This window comes from Pseudoalteromonas sp. 20-MNA-CIBAN-0454, from assembly GCF_040308685.1.
Classification (GTDB): domain Bacteria; phylum Pseudomonadota; class Gammaproteobacteria; order Enterobacterales; family Alteromonadaceae; genus Pseudoalteromonas; species Pseudoalteromonas nigrifaciens.
The window spans coordinates 1-20,284 of the sequence record NZ_JBEOOB010000047.1 but is presented as its reverse complement, the minus strand read 5'-3'; the positions used below and the strand labels follow the sequence as shown (position 1 = coordinate 20,284).

The window sequence follows — 20,284 nt, the reverse complement described above, 5'->3', positions numbered from 1 at the left end:
GTGATCAACAGAAGCATATTCCATGTATTAATGAGATAGGTAAATACATTAATTAATGGAACGGAGTAACTATAAGTCGCTCAAGTAGCTCTATAGATTCATCATTCGATAAACCAAATTGCTGTGGAGTAACAACTCTATCTAAAAACTGCTCTACCACCTCAAGTACTTTACGGCCACTGATCGGGTGTGTAACTACCATAGGGTAAGCAGCGTCTGAAAAGTCAGGAAAGCCAATGTCGGTTGGTTTTGTTGGGCTGTTAGGGCCAGGCTCATAACCATCTAGGTTAACGTAACGCATATGACGGCGCTGCATACTAAAGCTGTAAACCACTTCTAGCTGTTCAATTAAAGCTTTAGTGTCGTCGTCGAGTGCATCGTACGCTTTTGCTAAATCGCCAAAGCCGGTCATGCCATCTTCTGCTGCCACCACCACAGCGCGCAACAATGCACCATGATTTGGACGCGCTGTATAATGCAAATCCATGTGCCAATCTAACCGACCCACAATTTCTTCGCCTTTATAAAAAGCAGTTTGAAACTTATCCATAGGGCCACCATTTTGTAGCACAAATAACTCTGGATATTTATCACTGGTGGTAACTTTTAACGGATGTAATTCTAACGGGCCAAAAATGCGACTAAACTCAATTTGCTTTTCAGGGCTAATATCCTGATCACGAAACACTAAAATAGCGTGTTCGTACCATAGTGCTTTTAGTTCAGCTTTTATTTCATCGGTAAGTGGCTCGTTAATATCGAAACCCGACACTTCTACGCCAACATTATCAAGCGGAGTTACTGTAAGCTTCATTTTTTATTCCTTCTACTTAGCTAAGTGAATCCGACAAATTTAGTCGACTAAACCTGGATCTAGGCGTAATTCTTTACGCGCCATTGCTTCCCAAACAAAAGGGAAACCGTTGTCGTCAGCAATAGACACTTTTTTAACTTCTTCATCACTTAATGGTCGTCCGCCACCTGCTAATTCCACTTCATACGCGCGTTTACTGCGCCACTCTAAAGTAATTGCTCTTAGGTGTGCTTGGCGCAGATTTTTACCCACCACTAACGAGCCGTGGTTTGCCAGTAATGCCCACTTAGCATCACCGAGCGCTTCAACTGCTGATAAGCTAGTTGCTTCGTTTTCAAAGGTGCCTTCATATTCATCATAAAGTGGTAATTCAACACCACAATAAGCACTTGCTTGGTCATATACTGGCGGCACTTTTTGCATACAAGCCCAAATACCACTCCAATGCGGATGATTGTGAATAACAACATGTACATCAGGTCGCATTGCGTGCAGCTGTAAATGCAAACCTATCGCTGGGGTCACATTCCAATCACTATCAAGCACATTCCCCTTTGGGTCTAGCGTAACGATATCGCTGGCGGTTAACTCCCCCCAAGCGAGCTCCCATGGATTAGTTAAAATATTACCGTTTTCTAATCGGTAAGTAATATGCCCTGCAATATGCTCATCCCATCCTTCACGAATAAGCATGCGACACATAAGCGCAACTTGCGCTTTTTCGCTTAACTCTGGTAATAATTCTTTGCGACCCGGACGAGTTGCAAAGCGCTCTAGCATTGATTGATTAAGGCCATCATATTTTTTCATTATTATTATACCTTCCTGTTGCTGTGCAAAATAAACATGTTAAATCATGGTTAAAATAATAGGTCTGAGTGGTTAATAAAGCTTGTCTCATTGCGCCAAGTTGTTATCCGATCTAGCCATTAACTAGCGATTAGCGCACCGCAAATAACGCATGGCGAAAAGCACTTGGCGACAACCCAGTCCATTTTTTAAAAGCGCGATGAAACCCCGAACTATCGGCATACCCAAGTTGCTGACCAATGCGAGTGATTGATAACGTAGGATCGCTCAAATGTCGCCGCGCATGTATCTCTCGTACTTGATCGATTAATTGTTGATAGCGCCAACCTTGCGCCAATAACTTACGGCTCAAGGTACGGCAACTACAATGCAGCTTTAGTGCTGCATCGTGCAGCGATGGAGGACTGGCAGGATCTTCAACAATAATTTGCGACAAGCGCCATGCTATGTCGCCATGATTTCGAGTAATGCTTTTTTCTTCGCACAGTTTTTTATAGAAGTTGACACTTTCAGGGCTCGACTGCGGGAGTGGTTGATCCAAAATCGCAGCATCAAAAAATAGCTGGGTTACTGGGGCATCAAATTCGACGGGGCAATTAAAAATGGCTTGGTAACGCTCAGCATGAACTGGCGCCGGATAATTACAACGTAGTTTAGTAATAGGCAATGCTTGACCAAGCACCCAACGACAAGTCGTGACTATATTGGCAAGTAAATCTTCTATTGCTAATACACGCAATTCACCCAGCTCAGTTTTAGCGTCAATTTGATAACAGCCTTCGGCTTGAATTTCACTAAAGGAGGTCACTACTAAATTACCAGAAAAGCGGCCTGAGTAATTTTGATATTTAAGCCCAATATGGCTGGCATCGCGCAGCGTCGCGCTGCTCATCATTAAATATGCAAGTTGGTCGTGGGTAGCAATAGAGCGTTTTAAACCTAATATGAGTCCAAGATCGCTGCCCTCATAACACTGCTGTGCATCAGTTAGTAAACCTCGATGCTGTTTAGCATTAATGAGCACATTAGGTTTGTGGAGCTCACTGCGACTGATACCATTGTTGGCAGCAATGGTGTTGGTATCCATTCCCAAGCTAGATAAAAAATCCAGCAACCAAATAATATAACGCGTATCAGTATTGACCATGTTACCCCTCGTTTGTGTAATTAAATCCAACCTTTTATCAATAACCGTTATTCTTAAATTGCACTCTTATATTAAGCAATTTAATACTATTATTTGTAACATAACCGCTAGCTGTTTAAGTGTTATGCTTTAGTCGTGCTTAACCAAAACATTTAGACAAACGAATAACGGCTAATGGTATCTACCACGCAGGCTGGCCTTTGTTGCTCTGCCACTTCAATGGTTACTCGCGTGATCACTTGCACACTGCCTTTAACTTCTTCCACACTAATTATTTGCCCTGTGCCGCGTACTTTACTGCCCGCTTTAACCACATTAGGAAAACGTACTTTATCGCAGCCATAATTAACTCCCATGCTTATATTTTGCACATCTACCAACTGAGGTAAAAAATAATTAACTAATGACAGGGTTAAATAACCATGCGCAATACATGCGCCAAATGGGCCTTCTGCAGCCTTAATAGGATCGACATGGATCCATTGATGATCTCCCGTTGCCTCGGCAAACATATCAATACGGCTTTGCTCGACTGCAATCCAGTCGCTTACGCCTAAATCAAGTCCGGTTGAAGCGAGTAATTGCGCTTTGCTAGTAATTATTTTATTTGCCATTTTGCCCCCCTAAGCACGCTGTGAACTAACAGACACAACTTCGCCCGTCATGTAAGACGAGTAATCGCTGGCTAAAAACATCATCACGTTGGCGATTTCCCATACTTCGGCAGCACGACCAAAGGCTTCTTTTGAGGCTAATTGCTCAAGTACGTCGGCACTTGAGGCTTTTTTAAGAAATTCATGTAAAGCGATTGATGGCGATACCGCGTTAATTCGCACTCCATGCTCAGCAGCTTCTAATGCCGAGCAGCGAGTAAATGCCATAACACCGGCTTTAGCAGCGGCGTAATGTGCTTGCTCTTTTTGTGCTCGCCAACCCAATACTGAGGCATTATTAATGATTACACCCGCCTTGCGTTGTTGCATAAATGGCAGCATTGCACGGGTCATACGAAATGTACCGGTAAGAGTAATGTCCATCACCTTACTCCACTGCTCGTCGCTCATATCTACCACTGCGGTTTGACCACCTAGGCCAGCATTATTAATAAGCACATCAACACCGGCGAGTTTATCCTCTGCTGCATTGATCAATACCTGAACCTGTTCTTCTTGGCTTACGTCGCACAATTGGCCAAACACCTGTTGCAAACCTGTTTGCGCTTTTATATTAGCTACAGCTTCATCTAAACGACGTGGATGAATGTCAGATATCATTAATGCCCGGCACCCTTCTTCGGCTGCACGTAATGCGGCTGAAAAGCCAATGCCCGCGCCTGCGGCGGCCGTTACTAAAACCGATTTCCCGCGTAACAGGTTATGCCCTTCTACGTACTTAGGTGCTGTCGTCATTCTTATCTCCGATGTCGTGCTTATTAATTTAGCACCCAGCATAAGGCTGACGCTGAGCAACTATCATCGTCAATCTGGACTAACCCGATAACTATTAGCAATATAAAGAATGAAATTGTGGTGTGATACAACAAGCAGCATACTGAGGACTTAAATTAGATAACTAATTAAGGAGATAATTTTAGTGCTTATAGCAAAAAACCTATGCTAGGTTTGATAAAAACTCAGCATAGGTTTTGTTTTAATAGAGTATTAGCGCAAGCTCGCTAGCATGGGCTTGGTTAAACCATGCCGATACTCCTAAAATTATAATAGATATAACCACTAAACTTAATTTAACGCCGCCCTGATTAGACTTCATAGTATTCTCGATATTATTTTTATTAGTAAGAATAAGTTTCATACAATAATAAAAATTACACCTGTTAACAAGATGTTTATCAAATCATTTTCTTTGTGGCTAATAGCCTTTGGTTCTATCAACCCGGTTTTTAAGTGGTGTGCCATTAGTTAAGCATTGAATACTCACTTCAATTTGTTCAATAACGCAGTTAACATCTGATAATGCAGCGCAATGTGGTGTTATGGTTATTTTAGGATGCAGCCAATATGGATGCTCACTTGGTAATGGCTCTTGATCGAATGCATCAAGCGTGGCGGCGCGTAAACGGTCACTATTAAGTGCCTGTAATAAATCAGCTTCTATTACGTGCTGGCCGCGTGCCGCATTTACTAATACTGCATGGGCGGGTAATTTAGCCAATAAATCTTTGTTAATAATTCCGGCCGTGTTTTCGGTCAGCGGTAATAAGCACACTAAATAATCTGTATTAGGCAGCATTTCGTTTAGCCCATGTTCTCCATAATACATGGTCACGTTATTCACGTCTTTATGGCTTTGTGCCCACGCGCTCACGCTAAAGCCATTATCAACGAGTCTTTGCGCACAAGCTCTGCCTAATTGACCAAAGCCTAAAATAGCCACTTTGTTGTGACTTAATACCCTATTTGGTTTCCATTGCGTTGCGGCTTGTTTTTGATAATATTCTTTTAATTGTAGTTTTTGCGCCAATACGTGAGTAAGTACATACTCGGCCATATCTACTTCTAATTGGGAGTCAACAATACGCACTACTTCAACATGCTCTGGCAGCAAGTCTAAATCAATGCTATCAACCCCAGCACCAAACGACGACACCACTTTTAAATTAGGTAATTGTGCCCATAGTTCTTTTGGTGCATACCAGGCTAATACAAACTCAACTTTACTGAAATCTTCACACTGTGAGTATTGCTCAATGTGTATATTAGGTAAGCGTGCTTGTAACTGCGACACCAGCTTAGAATTATCACGATCCCCTATAGCAACCAAAACAGACATAGTTATTCCTTATAAAATTAATTATACGGCAGCAAACCCCACCGCAATGTTTAGTGACTGCCTTCTTCGATGAAAGCTTCTTGGCTAATTTTTGCTATGTCTTTGTCTTCTTTGGTTAAAATAGTTTTTTGCCACGAACCTTGAGCAAACCACGCATAGGTAATAAGCGCAATAACTACGTTGGTAATGGCAAATGAATACCAAATACCGTGATCTCCTAATTGCGTATGTTTAGATAAAATATACGCCGCAGGAAACTGTACAACCCCCTGTGATAACAGGGCAACTAACATAGCATTAAGCATATTGCCTGATGCCCTAAAAGCAGCCACGACACAAAGTTGTACACCAATTCCCCCCCAAGTTAAACACATTATGCGAATAAATTTTGCGCCTTTAGCGATTACAGCCCCATCATCGGGAATAAAAAATGCAACTAAATGCTCGGCAAAATAATAGGCTACCCCTCCCACAAACGACAGGCCTAGTAAGCCCCATAAACTAGCAAGCTGAGTTATTTGCGCAGCGCGTTTGGGGTTTCCTGCGCCCATATTTTGCCCCACTAATGTAGACACAGCCATCGACAAACCCATTGCTGGGATCATCACCATTTGTAAAACATTGGAGCCAACACCGTAAGATGCAATCGTTTGCGTGCCAAAACTTGCCACTAAAAAAGACATGATAATTAAACCAAAAGCACGAGCCGACAATTCAATTGAACCCGGAGCGCCTAAAAAGAAGGCTTGTTTTATATATTGCCAATCGGGGTAAAAACTTTTTAGCTGTAATTGAATACCATGACGGCCGCGTAAAAATATAATTACCCCAGCAAGTGCAGCTAAGCTCTGCGTTACTAAAGTTGCCAGTGCAGCTCCCATTACCCCTAAGCCTTGAAAACTGCCATAGCCAAAAATAAATAACGGATCGAGTACAAAATTAAGCAATACGGTCACGCTCACAATAATTAGCGGTACTTTTGTTTGGCCAATACCACGCATTAACGATTGGAACATGGCATAAATAAATACAAAAATAACCCCAATAAACGATACATGCATAAACTTAAGTGCATCGCCATAAACAGCGTCTTCTACCCCTAAAAGGGTTAAAAAATAAGGCGATAGCATATAACCTATGCCCCCCAGCACTATGGCTGTTAGCGTCACCATTAACATAGTTTGCGCGGCAACATGATTTACTTTGTCTTGCTGCCCTGCTCCCATATATTGCGCCGATAAAATAGCCCCCGCCATCGCCAACCCTGCACCTATGGCAATGACTAAAAAAGTAACAGGCATACTAATAGACACAGCAGCAACTTGCGCAGCCCCTAAACGCCCCACCCAAAAAGCGTCAGTGAGTTGATACGCCGACTGTAAAACATTGATTAAAATTATAGGAATACCTAACTTAAGCAGCGCTTTAGAAATTGAACCATGAAGAAACAGCTGCTGGGTAGCGTTCATTTAACCTGCTTAATATTGAAAAGAAGACATAAAGATAAGTTTAACAAACTTGGCTGATTTTATTCTGAATATTACCTAAATAAGTCAATAGCTTTTGTTATGTACTGTGGAGAAACTTAATCTAAATCAATAAATGATTTTGCTAACTTCAAACATTTCTGAAACCTTGATCTAAAACAAGTTATTGTTTGTGTTAATGAATAATAATAGCGGCAATCACAAAGTAGTTCTTGGAGAACAACATGAAAACTAAATTAAGCATTGCATTACTCACCTCTTTATTAGCACTCTCTCCTGCTGCACACGCTAACTTTAGCGTAAACGTGGGTGCTATAAACGTAAACCCTGATAGTACTAGCTCACCAATTAACGAAAATTCTGCCCTAGGACTTAATCCGGGTTCAGATACTCAGTTAGGTATTACTGTTGATTATGCTTTTAATGAGCAATGGGTGTTAGAGTTAATTGCAGCTACACCGTTTTCACATGATATAAATGGCGCGGGTGGTTTAGCGGGCAATAAAATAGCTAACATTAAGCATTTACCTCCTTCGTTAGTAGCGCAATATCACTTTTTAGATTCAAGCTACGCGTTTCGCCCTTTTGTTGGTGTAGGTGTTAACTATACAACTTTCTTTGATGAGCAACCTTCTCAAGCACTAAAAACAGTACTTGGAACAGATGATGTAGAAGTTAAACTTGATGATTCGTTTGGCTTTGTAGCGCAAGTGGGTGCTAACTATAAAATAGATGAAAAATGGGGCCTACACGCTATGGTTTCAATTATGGATATTGAAACTGATGCAACTGTCTATGCCGATGGCGCTCAAGCATTAACGTCAACCGTTAAAATTGACCCAATTGTGGCGATGTTTGGGGTTAAATACAGCTTTTAATAGTAATAAGCATGTGTGTTAAAAAGGCCGTAAGGCCTTTTTTTTCAACTATTGATTATTACTCATAACTAACCAGAGCTCAGGTTAACTATTATTATCGTGGTAAATTAGTTACTTTTTTCTGCTCTAACATTTCTTTCCAGTGCATTACTTCACTTGGTAAAATAGGGGCTACACCTTTAAAGTCAGCTACTTCCAGCATTTCTTCAATGCTAATTATGCCCTTTTTACTTTTAAATACGCCGCGCACATAAGCAATTGCGTGTAAGCCACGCTGAGAGTGAAATTTTTGCTCTATATAAAAGTACTTATGATCCCAGCCCACTAAACGGGTGCTAATTTTATAACGCTGCATAGGTTTTATATCGCGAATATAAGTAATAGCAGTCGCGTTTACAATTGGAAACCAACGACGTTTTAATATGTGCTTTAATAAACCCACCCGCTCTGTCATCCAAGTGCGCGATAAATCCATCATAGCCAAGTAACGTGAATTAGTTAAATGTAAGTTTATATCGCAATCTGTAGGTAGGGCTTTGTAATCAATATCTACCGTATCAAGTAAGTGTTGATAGTCATGGTTACGTTTAATTTTAAAAAACAATAAAATAAGTCGAATGTATAAGTTCACGGTAGAGGTCTTACCAGTTAAAGTTAAATTAAGTGTATCACACGCGTTTAGCCAAAGTTTACTTTATTAAAGTAAATAACTATAAGCTACCCGCGCACGTTTAAGCTTATAGTTATTACTTTGCGTTACTAAACTTTTACTGTTTTACGATTAATACCATAATCACGTAACTTGTTTGCCACCGCGGTGTGGCTTAAACCAAGGCGCTTTGCTAGTTGGCGTGAGCTAGGATAAGCAGGATATAGCTTACGTAATAACGTAGCTTCAAAGCGTTTAACTGCTTGATCAAGTGAGCCTTCAAAATCTGATTCTAAATACCCTAAATCATGGGTAAATGTAGGGAGCTGTAAATGCTCAACGCGTAATTCACTGTCATCTAACAAAGACACAGCACGGTAAATTGCGTTTTCTAATTGGCGCACATTACCCGGCCACGGATAATCTTGTAAAAAGCTTAAACACTCTTGTGATAACAACGGCACGTCATGACCATTTTGCTGTGCGTACTTTTGAATAAAGTGCTCAGCAAGCGGCCCCACATCGGCTTTGCGATCTCTCAGTGGTGCTATTTCTAGCGTTAAAACGTTAATACGGTAATATAAGTCTTCTCTAAAAACACCTTCTTGCACCATAGCAGGCAAGTCTTTTTGAGTGGCAGCAACAATACGTACATTAACTTTTACTTCGTTTTCATCGCCTACTTTTCTAAATGTGCCATCTTGTAAAAAGCGCAGTAACTTGGTTTGTAATTGAGTAGACATTTCGCCCACTTCATCCAAAAATACAGTACCGCCATCGGCTTGTTCAAGTACGCCACGTTTTGGCGCGGCGTTTTCTTCGTAACCGGCATAACCAAATAATTCAGATTCGGCCACATCATCGGGTAGCGAAGCACACGACAAAGCAATAAAAGGCTTAACAGAGCGATTAGAAGCGTAATGACATGCACGTGCAAGTAACTCTTTACCAGTACCGGTTTCACCAGTAATTAAAATAGGCGCCTCTAACTGCGCCATTTTGCGTGCTTCACGCACTACTCGGCGCATTGCAGTGCTAAAGTTATGAATAGTAGCAAAGCTCTCTTGTCCATAGCGTCTAAAAGCACTTACTTGTTGGCCTAAGCGACTTTGCGATTTAATATTTATTACCGCCCCGGCTAGCACATCGCCTTCGTTACTTTGCGGAACAGCAATGGGTAAAATATCCGCAATAAAATCTTCACCTGCCACTTCTACGCGCGTAGTTTGGCCAAGTACTTCTTTACCCTCAAGCCAGCGAGTAAAATTAAAACCTTTAAGTAAGTTATTAATATTGGCACCAATAACTTCTTTTTCTGTTAGTTGTAAATCTTTGCACGCTGCGTCATTACATAAACGCACCCAACCTTTGGCATCTATAGAAATAACGCCATCGGGTAGTGCTCTTAGTAGCGTATTTAATTCGTTATGTTCACGCTCTGAGGGTAAAAATGCCGTGGTGCGTACATCATGCACACCATCAATTAAGCGAATTGATGGCATGATTTTTTGAAACTGCTCAAATTCTATTTCAGGAAAGCTAACATACATACGACAATTAACTGAGTCGACTTCAATCCCTTTTAAATCAACATTATAGTTAACTAAAATATTAAGGATTTCTTGAGCAATACCAACTCGATCCGCACAATGAATATCTAAACGCATACAGCCTCAAATAAGGGGAAACTATTTGCGCTGAATAATACGCTAACTCTGATCAGCTGGATAGTTTAATGTAAACAAATTTGGACATATATGCGTTTTTTTTGCTTGAGCTAAATATAAAAAATAACTCACCCTCGGGGATATAAAGTCCACTCACCGCCATCCAATTGAATATATGGACGTTTATTAACATACATCATTATTGTTCCGGCATTTTCTGCTACTTTTTGCGAAGTGGGTAACTGGCTCACTAATTCTGCCATATTATTACTTTTCCCTGCAAAGTAATTACTCTTCATCACCTTAGTTATCAGCTCAGATAGAGCAAAGTAGCTGCTTGTATTTGCCACTGTTATTTGCGACATACGAGGCAAGTCAGGACCTATAAACTTAATTGCCGCTGGCACTGTTACTATTGAAGGGCTTGGTATTTCGCGCAGCCCTGCAAATTGTACTTTGTCGCCTTGCAGTGCAGCGCCATGCTCTGGCACTAACATTAGCATCACGTTGCGGCCGCGTTTTTCTAAGTTTTTAATAAACTGATTAATATCTGAAAATAAATTTTGTTGTCTAACAGGATAACTTTCATTACTATTCATGCGCCTGCTATTAGCCAGTTGATTGCCATCGTGCAAGCTAATCGTATTGTAATACATAGCGCATGGTGCGCAGCTATCGCCTTGCTCTTCAAGCCAACTATTTAGCACCGCCTCGTCTGAATAAATAGGTTTACTGTCAAAGCTATACTGCGCAACAGGTAATGATGTGGTATCAAATAGTGGGCTATTTAGCTTACCTTGTTTTTTCACTAAATCTTTAAAGCCGTCAAAATGGCCATCATGATTCATAACTAAATGACTGTCGTATCCTAGCTTTTCTAGGTTATTAAATAAGTGACATTGCTCTGGCGCATCATCAAATAGTGCTGGTTGGCTTGTTTGCCCACAACTTGCCCGTAGTAACCTAATGGCGGCAGGACCACTGTAGGACGTAGCTGAATTAAAATCAGAAAAAACAATATCAAAATCACTATAAACATCATCTAAACTAACGCCTATAGCGTTTAAGTCTGCAATAGCTAGGGAGCATATATTTAAAACAACAACGTCAAATTGCGTGCCGTTATACTCATCTGGAAAGTAGCTAACTAATTGGCTCTGCTGCTTATAAAAATCATTTAATTGCTGATCTGCTGAATCTAGCTTTTGGGTAACTACAGCAGTATTACTAAACTCTTGCTCTTGATTAGGCGAATTTTGCACCGACACTGCCATATCATTTGGCTTTAACGCCCCCTGGTAACCTATAAAAATTAATCCAGCTATTGTTACTGTAGTAAAGCGGATCCACTGCGAGGTATACCAAAAACAAATAACAATAATAAATAAGCCCAACAGCATATCGTAATTAACTATGCGGCCAAACAACTCAACAAAATAACCTAAACTAAAATCTTGAATATTTCCCGCTTGTTTGGTTAATCTATCAATTGGAGGTAACCATGAATCTTTATAAAGCAATACAATCGCAAACACCGCGCCAATAAAGTGCTTTAGCTTATCTACTTGTGAATTACTAAAGGTAAGTGCAAATAAGGCAGCTAAAGCAGCATTACTTAAAAAATCAAATTTTATGGCACCATAATAAAAAAGTACAAACTTTACTAAAAAATAGAGATTCCAAATACCTAAACCCGATAACTTCACGGTTTGTCCTTTTCATTTTTTTTAAACATGTACGGCTCTAAAACTTGGTGTTTAAAAGTGAGCTGTAGATAGTATGTTTTTAATTTAGATAATATAAACGAACCCGCTAGGCACAATATACCACCGAGCAACATTGCCAATAAGGTCGTAATAATAAATTGATTCATACTCATAATTTATATCCTTAGCTTCATTACAATAGGCGTTGCATCTGCGCGCTCTGTAATAACAAGTTCGGGGCTGTCTATATCAATAGCTGAATTATTAATAAAACTTGGGGCAAACTCATAACTGTTGTTTTCAGTTAATTGTTTAGAGTAATCAATTACATTTTTGTCTTTATAATAACGCCTAAGTTGCTTACATTCTTGTTGAATATAAAAATGCTCCGATATCAGGTTTTGCTGTACAAAAAAGTCACTAATTTCTAATTTAAATAAATGTTTAATCGCATTATCTACATCATTTTCTCTACACGCGTGTAAATATAAATAAATTGTATTTTCAGCAACACTTAACACATCCCCTTCGCGCTTTATGTGAAATAAATGCAGCGGATGTATAGGGTCTATTCTTGGTAATAGCTCTAATTTGACTAACACACCACTCACTCCTAAATTAACCGCGGAGTTGCTGTGTATTTCAACCTGGCGAGTAAATTCTATAAAAGGTAAATATCCCTTCGAAAAAGTATTTTCTGTGTACTGCAGTACATGCTCAACAGAAGGCGGTAAGGGCCTGGAAAATTGAAAACCTTGAATTGACTGAATTTGCGATAATAATCGTGACGGCTCAGAAAAACTATATAAAATAAGGTTTACTCCAAGAGTTAAAAATAAACACTCATCTTGATGACGAATAATACCATCTACATTTTGAATTACTAACTTTAGCCAACGACCACAGTGTTTTCTTAATTCAAAACAATGTGTTGCTAGTTGTTTTAGATCAGTATATCGGGTTACCGAAAAAACAAGCGTAGCAGCTTCTATCCTGGGGCCTTTTTTATATAAGTCTTTATTATCACCCACAATGCGATAATGTGCTGGCAACTTAGTCCCCTCAGGAACTGCATTTTGTACAAGCCACACATCGTCTTCATCAAAAAAGTTCTTACTACCGGGCTTTTCTACTTCGTTACCTATAGCTTGCTTTGCTATTAATTTATTGTGTTTAAAAACCAACTGATATTGCTCGTTAGCTAATATACCTGTGCTATGGCGCCAGTAATCATAGTCGATGGTACGTATTGCAGCATCATTATCAATAAAAACACTGCCATCGAATAATTTATTTAAACGCCTGATTAAAAAGCGATACTTAACAACTTCAGGCCCAGAAACTAATAGTAACAAAGTTGCATTAGTGCGCTTAGTAAACTTCGTAAAGTACTCCATCAGCTGTTCAACTTCTGGCTCTTTTATAGACTCTAATTGCATCGTACTTAAATGAATAAACACTAAGGATTCGGTTATTTCTGAGTAAATACTTAGTTCACTGAGCATTTTTTTTACTAACTCTTTAATACCAAAATCTTTATTTTGTGCGCTAAATGAAAATGAATGCACCTGGTTATTTTCATAAGCTGTAATTAAATTAGTTGAGGAAGGAAGCTCAAAAAAAGATTCAATCTGCGCAGATGCAATAAATATATTGCATGCACAACTTTCGTTAACGCTTTGTAACGCAAATTCGATAACTATATTGTCTTGAGGGGCTAAAACAGCATAGCTTGAGGTTACTTTTAGCTCTTGAGCAAAAGGCGCTAATCCCGATATGTTAAGCTGATGCAATTAAGAACCCTTATTTTAAAATACTTTTTCACTAGTTTTAACCACTATTCTATATATAATAGCTAAATAAAGTCCACTTTAAAAAAATAAAGTCTATTAACAAAGCAGTATAACTATCAATGAGAAGCTTAGCTTTTAAAGAGTCAAAAACGTTAACATCTAATGACATTAAAAACTTATCGCATCGCTTTGGCGGCCAAAGTGACGATTATGTCGAAATAGTTAATCAACAACAAAATATAAAAACAATAAATAAGTATCCTTTATTAAAGGAAATAGACAGTGCAGTTAATACCACAAAATAAATAGGTAGCTTAATAAAGTGCAAAGAGTTTTCATAAAAGGGATAAAAGGCGGTACAGGAGGCACATCTATTGTAGCCAACCTCGCATGCGCACTTAAAAAATCAGATGTTGATGTTATTGCTATCGACTTAGACGCAAAAAGTGATTTAAGCTTACATTTTGGTTTACCTTGGACACAAACTCTTGGTTGGAGTAACGCTGAAACATTTAATGATGCGCTATCAATGTTTCAACAAGATAGTAATGGCATTATATTTCTGCCCTTTGGCGATAATTCAGCCACAACAGATGATGTTATAGATACAGTAAATAGCTGCCAGCAATTAGACCTTGCTCCTGATACATGGATGCTATACGACTGCCCTTCACATATAGATATTACGCATTACAGTTTAAATCACGACGATATTTTTGTTGAGTTAGTAAACTGTGATGCAACTTGCCACAGCTTAATTCACAAGCGCTTACTAGCACTTAAAAAGTCTAAGAATAACTGGAAACACTACTTTTTAGTCAACAAATACAATTCAGCTTCATTACTTGAGTTTGATTTGTTTGCACTGTGGCAAACAACACTGCCGCTAATAGCCCCTTTCTTTATTAACCATGATGAAGTTGTTAAAGAGGCGACTGCTTATCGTAATGTTGCATTTAATTGCGCCCCCTATAGTGTAGCAAATGACGACATTGAAACACTTGCTGGCTGGTTGGTCAGCAAGGCAGCGTTATAGTTATGAGTACCTTAAATAGACGCCCATTAAATCGTACTTTATATTTATTTTTGCGCCTTTTATTTACAGAAAAGCTAGCTCGCTTCGTGATGTTTAAATTTCATAGTTATTTTAATCAACACAAAATGAATGTAGTAGAAGCGTTTTTATTTCCTTTTATAACGCTTATTAGCTCATTATTTATAAAGTTTAATCCTCATAAATTAACTACTCATAACTCTTTGCGTACATATTACCCGCAGTTAAAGTTACCTTATCGTAGCTTTATTTACTCAAATAGCCTGCGCTTTGTATTACAAAGTTTATTTTTATTGTTTTTTAAATATGAGCCTAAAAATAGCGCTGTAAAAGAGCCTATTACTCATTATTTTCACTCGTCAGTAAACTATACATTTAGACAACTACGCTGGATTGACTTAAAGCTAGGGAAGTTACTAAAAAGTTTATTATCTAAAAGCACTAAAAAAACAAAAAAAAGTGCTTTTAAAACAATGGCAGATGCGAGTATCTGGCAAAATAAACTTATAAAATATATTGCTATTACATTTATATTATTTTTAATGGCTATTTTTATCACTATTCCGTTTAGCTTAGAGGCTCAAGCTGTATTTATTAGTTTTATTTTATTGGTAGCCTATTCACTAAGACGAGTAAAAGGGCAAATGGCGACTATTATCATGATCACCCTATCGGTCACTACCTCCTCGCGCTATTTATGGTGGCGGTACACTGAAACACTAAATTGGGATGATCCTCTCGCTTTATTCCTAGGTTTGGGCTTATTGCTTGCTGAAACCTATGCTTGGCTAGTACTAATTCTTGGTTTTTTCCAAACTATTAACCCGCTTGAGCGTAAACCTATTGCCATGCCTAAAAATACCGACCTATGGCCAACCGTAGACGTTTATATTCCAACCTATAATGAACCTCTGAGCGTAGTGAAACCCACTACACTCGCGGCGATGAGCATTGATTGGCCCGCAGATAAGCTTAATGTATACATATTAGATGATGGCAAACGCCCTGAGTTTGCTCAATTTGCTGAACAAGTTGGCGTAGGCTATTTAACTCGCCCTGATAATAATCATGCCAAAGCGGGTAATATGAATAGTGCGATGCGCTATACAGATGGCGAATACATTGCTATTTTTGATTGCGACCACGTTCCTGCTCGATCATTTTTACAAATGACCATGGGGCAGTTTTTAAAAGATAGTAAGGTATGCTTAGTGCAAACCCCGCATCACTTTTTTTCAGCCGATCCCTTTGAAAGAAATTTAAATAACCACAGTCAAGTCCCTAACGAAAACATGCTGTTTTATGGCCTAATTCAAGATGGAAATGATATGTGGGACGCTACCTTCTTTTGTGGCTCGTGTGCGGTATTAAAACGCCAAGCACTTGATGATATAGGCGGCTTTGCGTTTGAAACCGTAACTGAAGACGCGCACACAGCACTAAGAATGCAGCGCGCAGGTTATAAAACAGCTTATATTAATATTCCACAAGCCGCGGGATTAGCCACCGACAGTTTATCGGCTCATATTGGCCAACGAATTCGTTGGGCACGTGGTATGGCGCAAATATTTCGTCTTGATAACCCGCTATTAGGCAAAGGGTTAAACCTGCCACAACGATTGTGCTATATAAATGCCATGCTACACTTTTTATCTGGGGTTCCTCGCATTGTATTTTTAACCGCTCCTTTAGCACTCATCTATTTCAACGCTTATATTATCTACGCACCATTTTTAGCCATATTTATTTATGTTGTACCCACACTCATTCAAGTAAAAGCGACTAACTCACGTATTCAAGGTAAATACAGGTACTCATTTTGGGGTGAAGTTTACGAAACAGTACTGGCTTGGTATATATTAAAACCCACCACTGTTGCTTTATTTAACCCAAATAAAGGCAAGTTTAATGTAACTGAAAAAGGGGGACTTAATAATAAAGAGCATTATGATTGGGGTATTTCTAAACCCTATATGGTATTACTCGCGATTAACTTATTAGGCATTATTGTGGGTACTTTAAGAGCCTTTTTTGGTGAGCCAAATCAAATTGGAGTGCTAATTATTAGTATGGCATGGGCCACCTATAATATTATTATTTTAGGTGCTGCCGTCGCGGTAGCAGCTGAAGCTCGTCAAGTAAGAAACTCACACCGCGTAAAAGCAAACTTTCCGGCGGGTATTCGTTTAGCGAATGGACATACTTTAAAAGTTAAAATTACCGACTACTCTGATAACGGAGTAGGTATTGAAACCGAGCATGCGCATTTATGCAGGGTTAACGATAAAATAGAGCTATTAATGAGCAGAGGTAATAAGCAGTTTTCGTTTACTACCTATGTAACTAATACTCGGGAGAAGCAATTTGGTCTTACACTCAAAGATCTCAGTATAGAAAAGCAACTGGCGTTTATTCAGTGTACTTTTTCAAGAGCTGATGCTTGGTTAGATTGGCAAAACAATTTTAAACATGATCGCCCATCTTATAGCTTTAAAGAAGTTAAAAAAACAAGTTTACGAGGGTTTACTAATATATTGTTTCACGCACCAAGACAACTTCAACCTATTATTAAGTTTATGACTAATTTAGTTATTTACGTAAATTCATTCATTCCCAAAAAACCGATAGTGCAGAATAATTATGATTAAAAAGTTGCTTAATACACTCACCCTACTTCTGTTTACTAGTACGGCGTGGCACGTTATTGCTATCGAACCTATGCCAAATAAATCACTTTTTGCAAATGGTTACCCCGAAAGTGCAGCCTTATCGGGCTTAAAACTTGATTTTAATGCTTTAGGTTTTACTAACTATAAACTAGATGGAGTAAACAATAATTCTCGCGTCGATTTTACCAACAGTATAGATAAACTAAGCAAAAACTTAATGCTTAATTTTTCTTATACTAACTCGCCATCATTGCTTGCTAATGTTTCACACTTAAAAGTATATTTTAATGAAAACTTAGTCACAGTATTACCTGTTAATAAACAGCTTAGTACCGTTGAAAACTTAATTACGCATAACATTCAACTCAATTCAAAATACATACAAGACTTTAATCAAATTCGTTTTGAGTTAGTGGGCTATTACGACTTGACCTGTCATGATTACCATAATCGCTCTATTTGGGTTGAAATAAGTAAATCAAGCAATATTACTCTTGATCAGACTGAGCTGGCTATTGATAGTCGTTTAGAGTATTTACCTGAACCCTTTTTTGATAGTAAAGATTTTAGTAAATTAAACCTGCCATTTATATTTGCGACAACGCCAAACAAAGAAGCCATTGAAGCTGCCGCCACTTTATCTAGCTGGTTTGGTGCACAAGCCGATTGGCGCGGAGCACAATTTCCGTTATTAAAAAATAAAGCACCTAATGAACATAGCGTGGTGTTTATCACTAACGACTCTAAGCCTGATTTTTTACGTGACTACCCTGATGTTGATAAACCAACAATTGAAATTATTTCTAACCCACTCCATCGCTATAAAAAAATGTTACTTATAGTGGGCAAAGACACTGCTGATTTAAAAACTGCAGTAACGGGTTTAGCATTTGGTCATAAACTGATGACTGGTCGCACCGCTAGTATAGAGGCTATTAATCAGCTCCCGCTAAGAGAAGCATATGATGCTCCTCGCTGGTTAAGAGGCGATCGCCCCGTACATTTTGATGAGTTAATTGACTACCCAAAACAATTACAAGCTCAGGGCTTAAATAATGGCCCGGTAAAATTAAACGTACGCCTTGCACCCGATTTATTTACTTGGCGCGAAAAAGGCATCCCAATTACGCTGCAATATAGAAATACGCCTGAGAGCAGCATGCTTGACTCACGCCTAAACATGCTAATTAATCAAGAGTTTATTAGTGGTTTTTTACTCAGTAAAAATGATTCATTACTAAGTAAAACCAAAACAATTATGCCTTTAATTGGTAATACAGATACCACAAAAAACGCAGAAGATTTTTCCTTAAATGGGATTAACTTAGCAATTAGAAATGAGCTTAACTTTGACTTTCGCTTTGGTGTACTTAAAAAGGGAGAATGCTCTGTTGTACCTGCAGGAGGGGAGTATGGCGTAATAGATGGTAATTCAAATATTGATGTTAGTGGGTTTCATCATTACATTGCCCTACCCGATTTAAATGTATTTGCTAATAGCGGTTTCCCATTTACTAAATATGCCGACTTACATCAAACCTTGGTTATTTTAGATGATAATCCAACACCTGAAGCAATCACTTTACTACTCAATTTAACCGGTCGCTTTGGTGCTATCACAGGCTACCCTGGACACCGTTTAGAAATACAATCAGTCAGTGACGATAATAGTAATTATGATGACAAAGATATTATGATTATTACCGCCGCAAATACAGCGGTGAGTGACATTGATGAGAACGCGCCCACCAGTAAGCTTTTAAAAAATAACCACAGAATTATAAAGCAAGCTTTTTATAATGGCGCCTATGATGCTGATACAACAGAAGATGTACAGGTAAGCTTAGTTAGTAGCGGAGACTTAGCCGTTATTGCAGGGTTTCAATCGCCATTTGACTCTGAGCGCTCAATCGTGTCGTTAACCGCCAGTACTAATAAAGCGTACACACTACTAGATACTGCATTTAACGAGTCGCAATGGTTATCGCAAATTAAAGGCAGCGCTGCCGTTATTACTAGCCAAGGCGTAAGCTCTGTTAAGGCAGATGATACGTATTTTGTGGGGTATGTACCTGTGTATACTTTAATTTGGTTTCATTTATCTGATCATCCATTTTGGCTAGCTTTTTTATCTATTTTAACCCTGTTACTTATTTCATTTATAATTTGGCGCTTACTACAGGCCCTTACCTACAAACGTTTAGCTGAAGGAGATAAATAATGAAATTATTTATAACTAAAGCATTTATTATGCTGATTTTATTTACTCCTTTAAGCCACGCACAACAATGTGCGCCTTGGCAGCAATGGCAAACGTTTAAAACACACTTTATGAGTGATGATGGCCGAATAATCGACTTAGGCAGCGAGCAAAATATTACCACTTCTGAAGGGCAATCCTATGCGCTATTTTTTGCGCTAATTGCCAATGATAAAACCGCTTTTGATAAAGTATTAAACTGGACTGAAGAGCATTTAGCCGAAGGCGATTTAAGTACTCGCCTACCTGCATGGCTATGGGGAGTTAATAAAAACAACGTAGGTAATATTCTTGACTCAAACCCAGCATCTGACTCTGATTTATGGATTGCTTATAGCTTATCGCAAGCAGCTATACTTTGGGATGACCGCCGTTACCGTATTTTAGCAGCTGTGCTCGCACAGCGTATAATGCGCGAAGAAACAGCGTATATTAAAGGACTTGGTTTATCTTTATTACCCGCACCTAGCGGCTTTGAGTTTGATAACAACACGCCCTGAGGTGGACAGCAAGCACTAAAGCTCACTTTCCACCGCAAATTTTAACAGCGGTGATCCCTT

Annotated in this window: 16 protein-coding genes and 1 pseudogene; 6 read left to right on the top strand and 11 right to left on the bottom strand. The window is 38.9% G+C overall.

Annotated elements, in window-relative coordinates; translation table 11 throughout:
* Positions 1 to 52: 52 nt before the first annotated feature.
* The 7 genes from AAEZ22_RS16715 to AAEZ22_RS16685 form a co-directional block, all read right to left on the bottom strand.
* Positions 53 to 814 (bottom strand): TauD/TfdA dioxygenase family protein, encoded by a 762-nt coding sequence (locus AAEZ22_RS16715; protein ID WP_352298110.1) that lies wholly within the window; start codon positions 812 to 814, stop codon positions 53 to 55.
* A 39-nt stretch (positions 815 to 853) separates the two neighbouring features.
* Positions 854 to 1,624: a class II aldolase/adducin family protein gene (locus AAEZ22_RS16710; RefSeq protein WP_011328805.1), complete on the bottom strand. Its 771-nt coding sequence runs from the start codon at positions 1,622 to 1,624 to the stop codon at positions 854 to 856.
* A 130-nt stretch (positions 1,625 to 1,754) separates the two neighbouring features.
* Positions 1,755 to 2,771 carry an AraC family transcriptional regulator gene (locus tag AAEZ22_RS16705; protein ID WP_011328806.1) on the bottom strand — a complete coding sequence of 339 codons (1,017 nt, stop codon included), beginning with the start codon at positions 2,769 to 2,771 and terminating at the stop codon, positions 1,755 to 1,757.
* 152 nt (positions 2,772 to 2,923) lie between these two features.
* The gene (locus AAEZ22_RS16700; RefSeq protein WP_352298107.1) at positions 2,924 to 3,385 is read right to left on the bottom strand and encodes a MaoC family dehydratase; all 462 of its coding nucleotides are present in this window, start codon (positions 3,383 to 3,385) and stop codon (positions 2,924 to 2,926) included.
* Between the two features lie 9 nt (positions 3,386 to 3,394).
* Entirely contained in the window at positions 3,395 to 4,180 is a 786-nt protein-coding gene (locus AAEZ22_RS16695; RefSeq protein WP_058373853.1) for an SDR family oxidoreductase, read from the bottom strand.
* A 460-nt stretch (positions 4,181 to 4,640) separates the two neighbouring features.
* A complete protein-coding gene (locus tag AAEZ22_RS16690; RefSeq protein ID WP_192532602.1) occupies positions 4,641 to 5,561 on the bottom strand; it encodes a 2-hydroxyacid dehydrogenase in 921 nt (306 codons plus the stop codon).
* A 50-nt stretch (positions 5,562 to 5,611) separates the two neighbouring features.
* Positions 5,612 to 7,030 carry an MATE family efflux transporter gene (locus AAEZ22_RS16685; RefSeq protein ID WP_011328811.1) on the bottom strand — a complete coding sequence of 473 codons (1,419 nt, stop codon included), beginning with the start codon at positions 7,028 to 7,030 and terminating at the stop codon, positions 5,612 to 5,614.
* Positions 7,031 to 7,272: 242 nt separating this feature from the next.
* On the opposite strand from AAEZ22_RS16685, the gene AAEZ22_RS16680 reads away from it, so the two are divergent.
* Positions 7,273 to 7,926 carry an OmpW/AlkL family protein gene (locus AAEZ22_RS16680; RefSeq protein ID WP_011328812.1) on the top strand — a complete coding sequence of 218 codons (654 nt, stop codon included), beginning with the start codon at positions 7,273 to 7,275 and terminating at the stop codon, positions 7,924 to 7,926.
* Between the two features lie 94 nt (positions 7,927 to 8,020).
* Here the strand turns inward: AAEZ22_RS16680 and AAEZ22_RS16675 are convergent, their stop codons facing one another.
* The 4 genes from AAEZ22_RS16675 to bcsE all read right to left on the bottom strand — a co-directional run bounded on the left by AAEZ22_RS16675 (position 8,021) and on the right by bcsE (position 13,741).
* Complete coding sequence (locus AAEZ22_RS16675; protein ID WP_352298104.1) at positions 8,021 to 8,557, bottom strand: thioesterase family protein; 537 nt, start codon at positions 8,555 to 8,557, stop codon at positions 8,021 to 8,023.
* 128 nt (positions 8,558 to 8,685) lie between these two features.
* On the bottom strand, positions 8,686 to 10,242 hold the full coding sequence (gene tyrR, locus AAEZ22_RS16670; protein WP_011328814.1) for a transcriptional regulator TyrR: 1,557 nt from the start codon (positions 10,240 to 10,242) through the stop codon (positions 8,686 to 8,688).
* Positions 10,243 to 10,370: 128 nt separating this feature from the next.
* Positions 10,371 to 11,948 carry a cellulose biosynthesis protein BcsG gene (bcsG, locus tag AAEZ22_RS16665; protein WP_352298101.1) on the bottom strand — a complete coding sequence of 526 codons (1,578 nt, stop codon included), beginning with the start codon at positions 11,946 to 11,948 and terminating at the stop codon, positions 10,371 to 10,373.
* A 176-nt stretch (positions 11,949 to 12,124) separates the two neighbouring features.
* A complete protein-coding gene (bcsE, locus tag AAEZ22_RS16660) occupies positions 12,125 to 13,741 on the bottom strand; it encodes a cellulose biosynthesis protein BcsE (RefSeq protein ID WP_352298098.1) in 1,617 nt (538 codons plus the stop codon).
* Positions 13,742 to 13,860: 119 nt separating this feature from the next.
* Between bcsE and bcsR the strand changes: the two genes are divergently transcribed.
* From bcsR to AAEZ22_RS16635, 5 genes and pseudogenes are all read left to right on the top strand, one after another.
* Complete coding sequence (gene bcsR / locus AAEZ22_RS16655) at positions 13,861 to 14,046, top strand: BcsR/BcsP family cellulose biosynthesis protein (RefSeq protein ID WP_086998516.1); 186 nt, start codon at positions 13,861 to 13,863, stop codon at positions 14,044 to 14,046.
* A gap of 17 nt (positions 14,047 to 14,063) precedes the next feature.
* Positions 14,064 to 14,777, top strand: coding sequence for a cellulose biosynthesis protein BcsQ (gene bcsQ / locus AAEZ22_RS16650; protein ID WP_352298095.1), 714 nt, complete (start codon positions 14,064 to 14,066; stop codon positions 14,775 to 14,777).
* A gap of 2 nt (positions 14,778 to 14,779) precedes the next feature.
* On the top strand, positions 14,780 to 17,443 hold the full coding sequence (gene bcsA / locus AAEZ22_RS16645) for a UDP-forming cellulose synthase catalytic subunit (RefSeq protein ID WP_086998522.1): 2,664 nt from the start codon (positions 14,780 to 14,782) through the stop codon (positions 17,441 to 17,443).
* Positions 17,436 to 19,685, top strand: coding sequence for a cellulose biosynthesis cyclic di-GMP-binding regulatory protein BcsB (gene bcsB, locus AAEZ22_RS16640; protein WP_352298091.1), 2,250 nt, complete (start codon positions 17,436 to 17,438; stop codon positions 19,683 to 19,685). The genes bcsA and bcsB overlap by 8 nt, the downstream gene beginning before the upstream one ends.
* 29 nt (positions 19,686 to 19,714) lie before the next feature.
* A pseudogene (locus AAEZ22_RS16635) lies at positions 19,715 to 20,212 on the top strand (glycosyl hydrolase family 8); the annotation flags it as partial.
* Positions 20,213 to 20,284 lie beyond the last annotated feature (72 nt).

What these genes read in the sequence shown, in the direction of transcription:
- AAEZ22_RS16685 (WP_011328811.1), bottom strand. Translation starts at nt 7,030, where the DNA reads ATGAACGCTACCCAGCAGCTGTTTCTTCATGGTTCAATTTCTAAAGCG.
- tyrR (WP_011328814.1), bottom strand. Translation starts at nt 10,242, where the DNA reads ATGCGTTTAGATATTCATTGTGCGGATCGAGTTGGTATTGCTCAAGAA.
- AAEZ22_RS16705 (WP_011328806.1), bottom strand. Translation starts at nt 2,771, where the DNA reads ATGGTCAATACTGATACGCGTTATATTATTTGGTTGCTGGATTTTTTA.
- AAEZ22_RS16695 (WP_058373853.1), bottom strand. Translation starts at nt 4,180, where the DNA reads ATGACGACAGCACCTAAGTACGTAGAAGGGCATAACCTGTTACGCGGG.
- AAEZ22_RS16710 (WP_011328805.1), bottom strand. Translation starts at nt 1,624, where the DNA reads ATGAAAAAATATGATGGCCTTAATCAATCAATGCTAGAGCGCTTTGCA.
- bcsA (WP_086998522.1), top strand. Translation starts at nt 14,780, where the DNA reads ATGAGTACCTTAAATAGACGCCCATTAAATCGTACTTTATATTTATTT.
- bcsB (WP_352298091.1), top strand. Translation starts at nt 17,436, where the DNA reads ATGATTAAAAAGTTGCTTAATACACTCACCCTACTTCTGTTTACTAGT.
- AAEZ22_RS16690 (WP_192532602.1), bottom strand. Translation starts at nt 5,561, where the DNA reads ATGTCTGTTTTGGTTGCTATAGGGGATCGTGATAATTCTAAGCTGGTG.
- AAEZ22_RS16715 (WP_352298110.1), bottom strand. Translation starts at nt 814, where the DNA reads ATGAAGCTTACAGTAACTCCGCTTGATAATGTTGGCGTAGAAGTGTCG.
- AAEZ22_RS16680 (WP_011328812.1), top strand. Translation starts at nt 7,273, where the DNA reads ATGAAAACTAAATTAAGCATTGCATTACTCACCTCTTTATTAGCACTC.
- bcsR (WP_086998516.1), top strand. Translation starts at nt 13,861, where the DNA reads ATGAGAAGCTTAGCTTTTAAAGAGTCAAAAACGTTAACATCTAATGAC.
- AAEZ22_RS16700 (WP_352298107.1), bottom strand. Translation starts at nt 3,385, where the DNA reads ATGGCAAATAAAATAATTACTAGCAAAGCGCAATTACTCGCTTCAACC.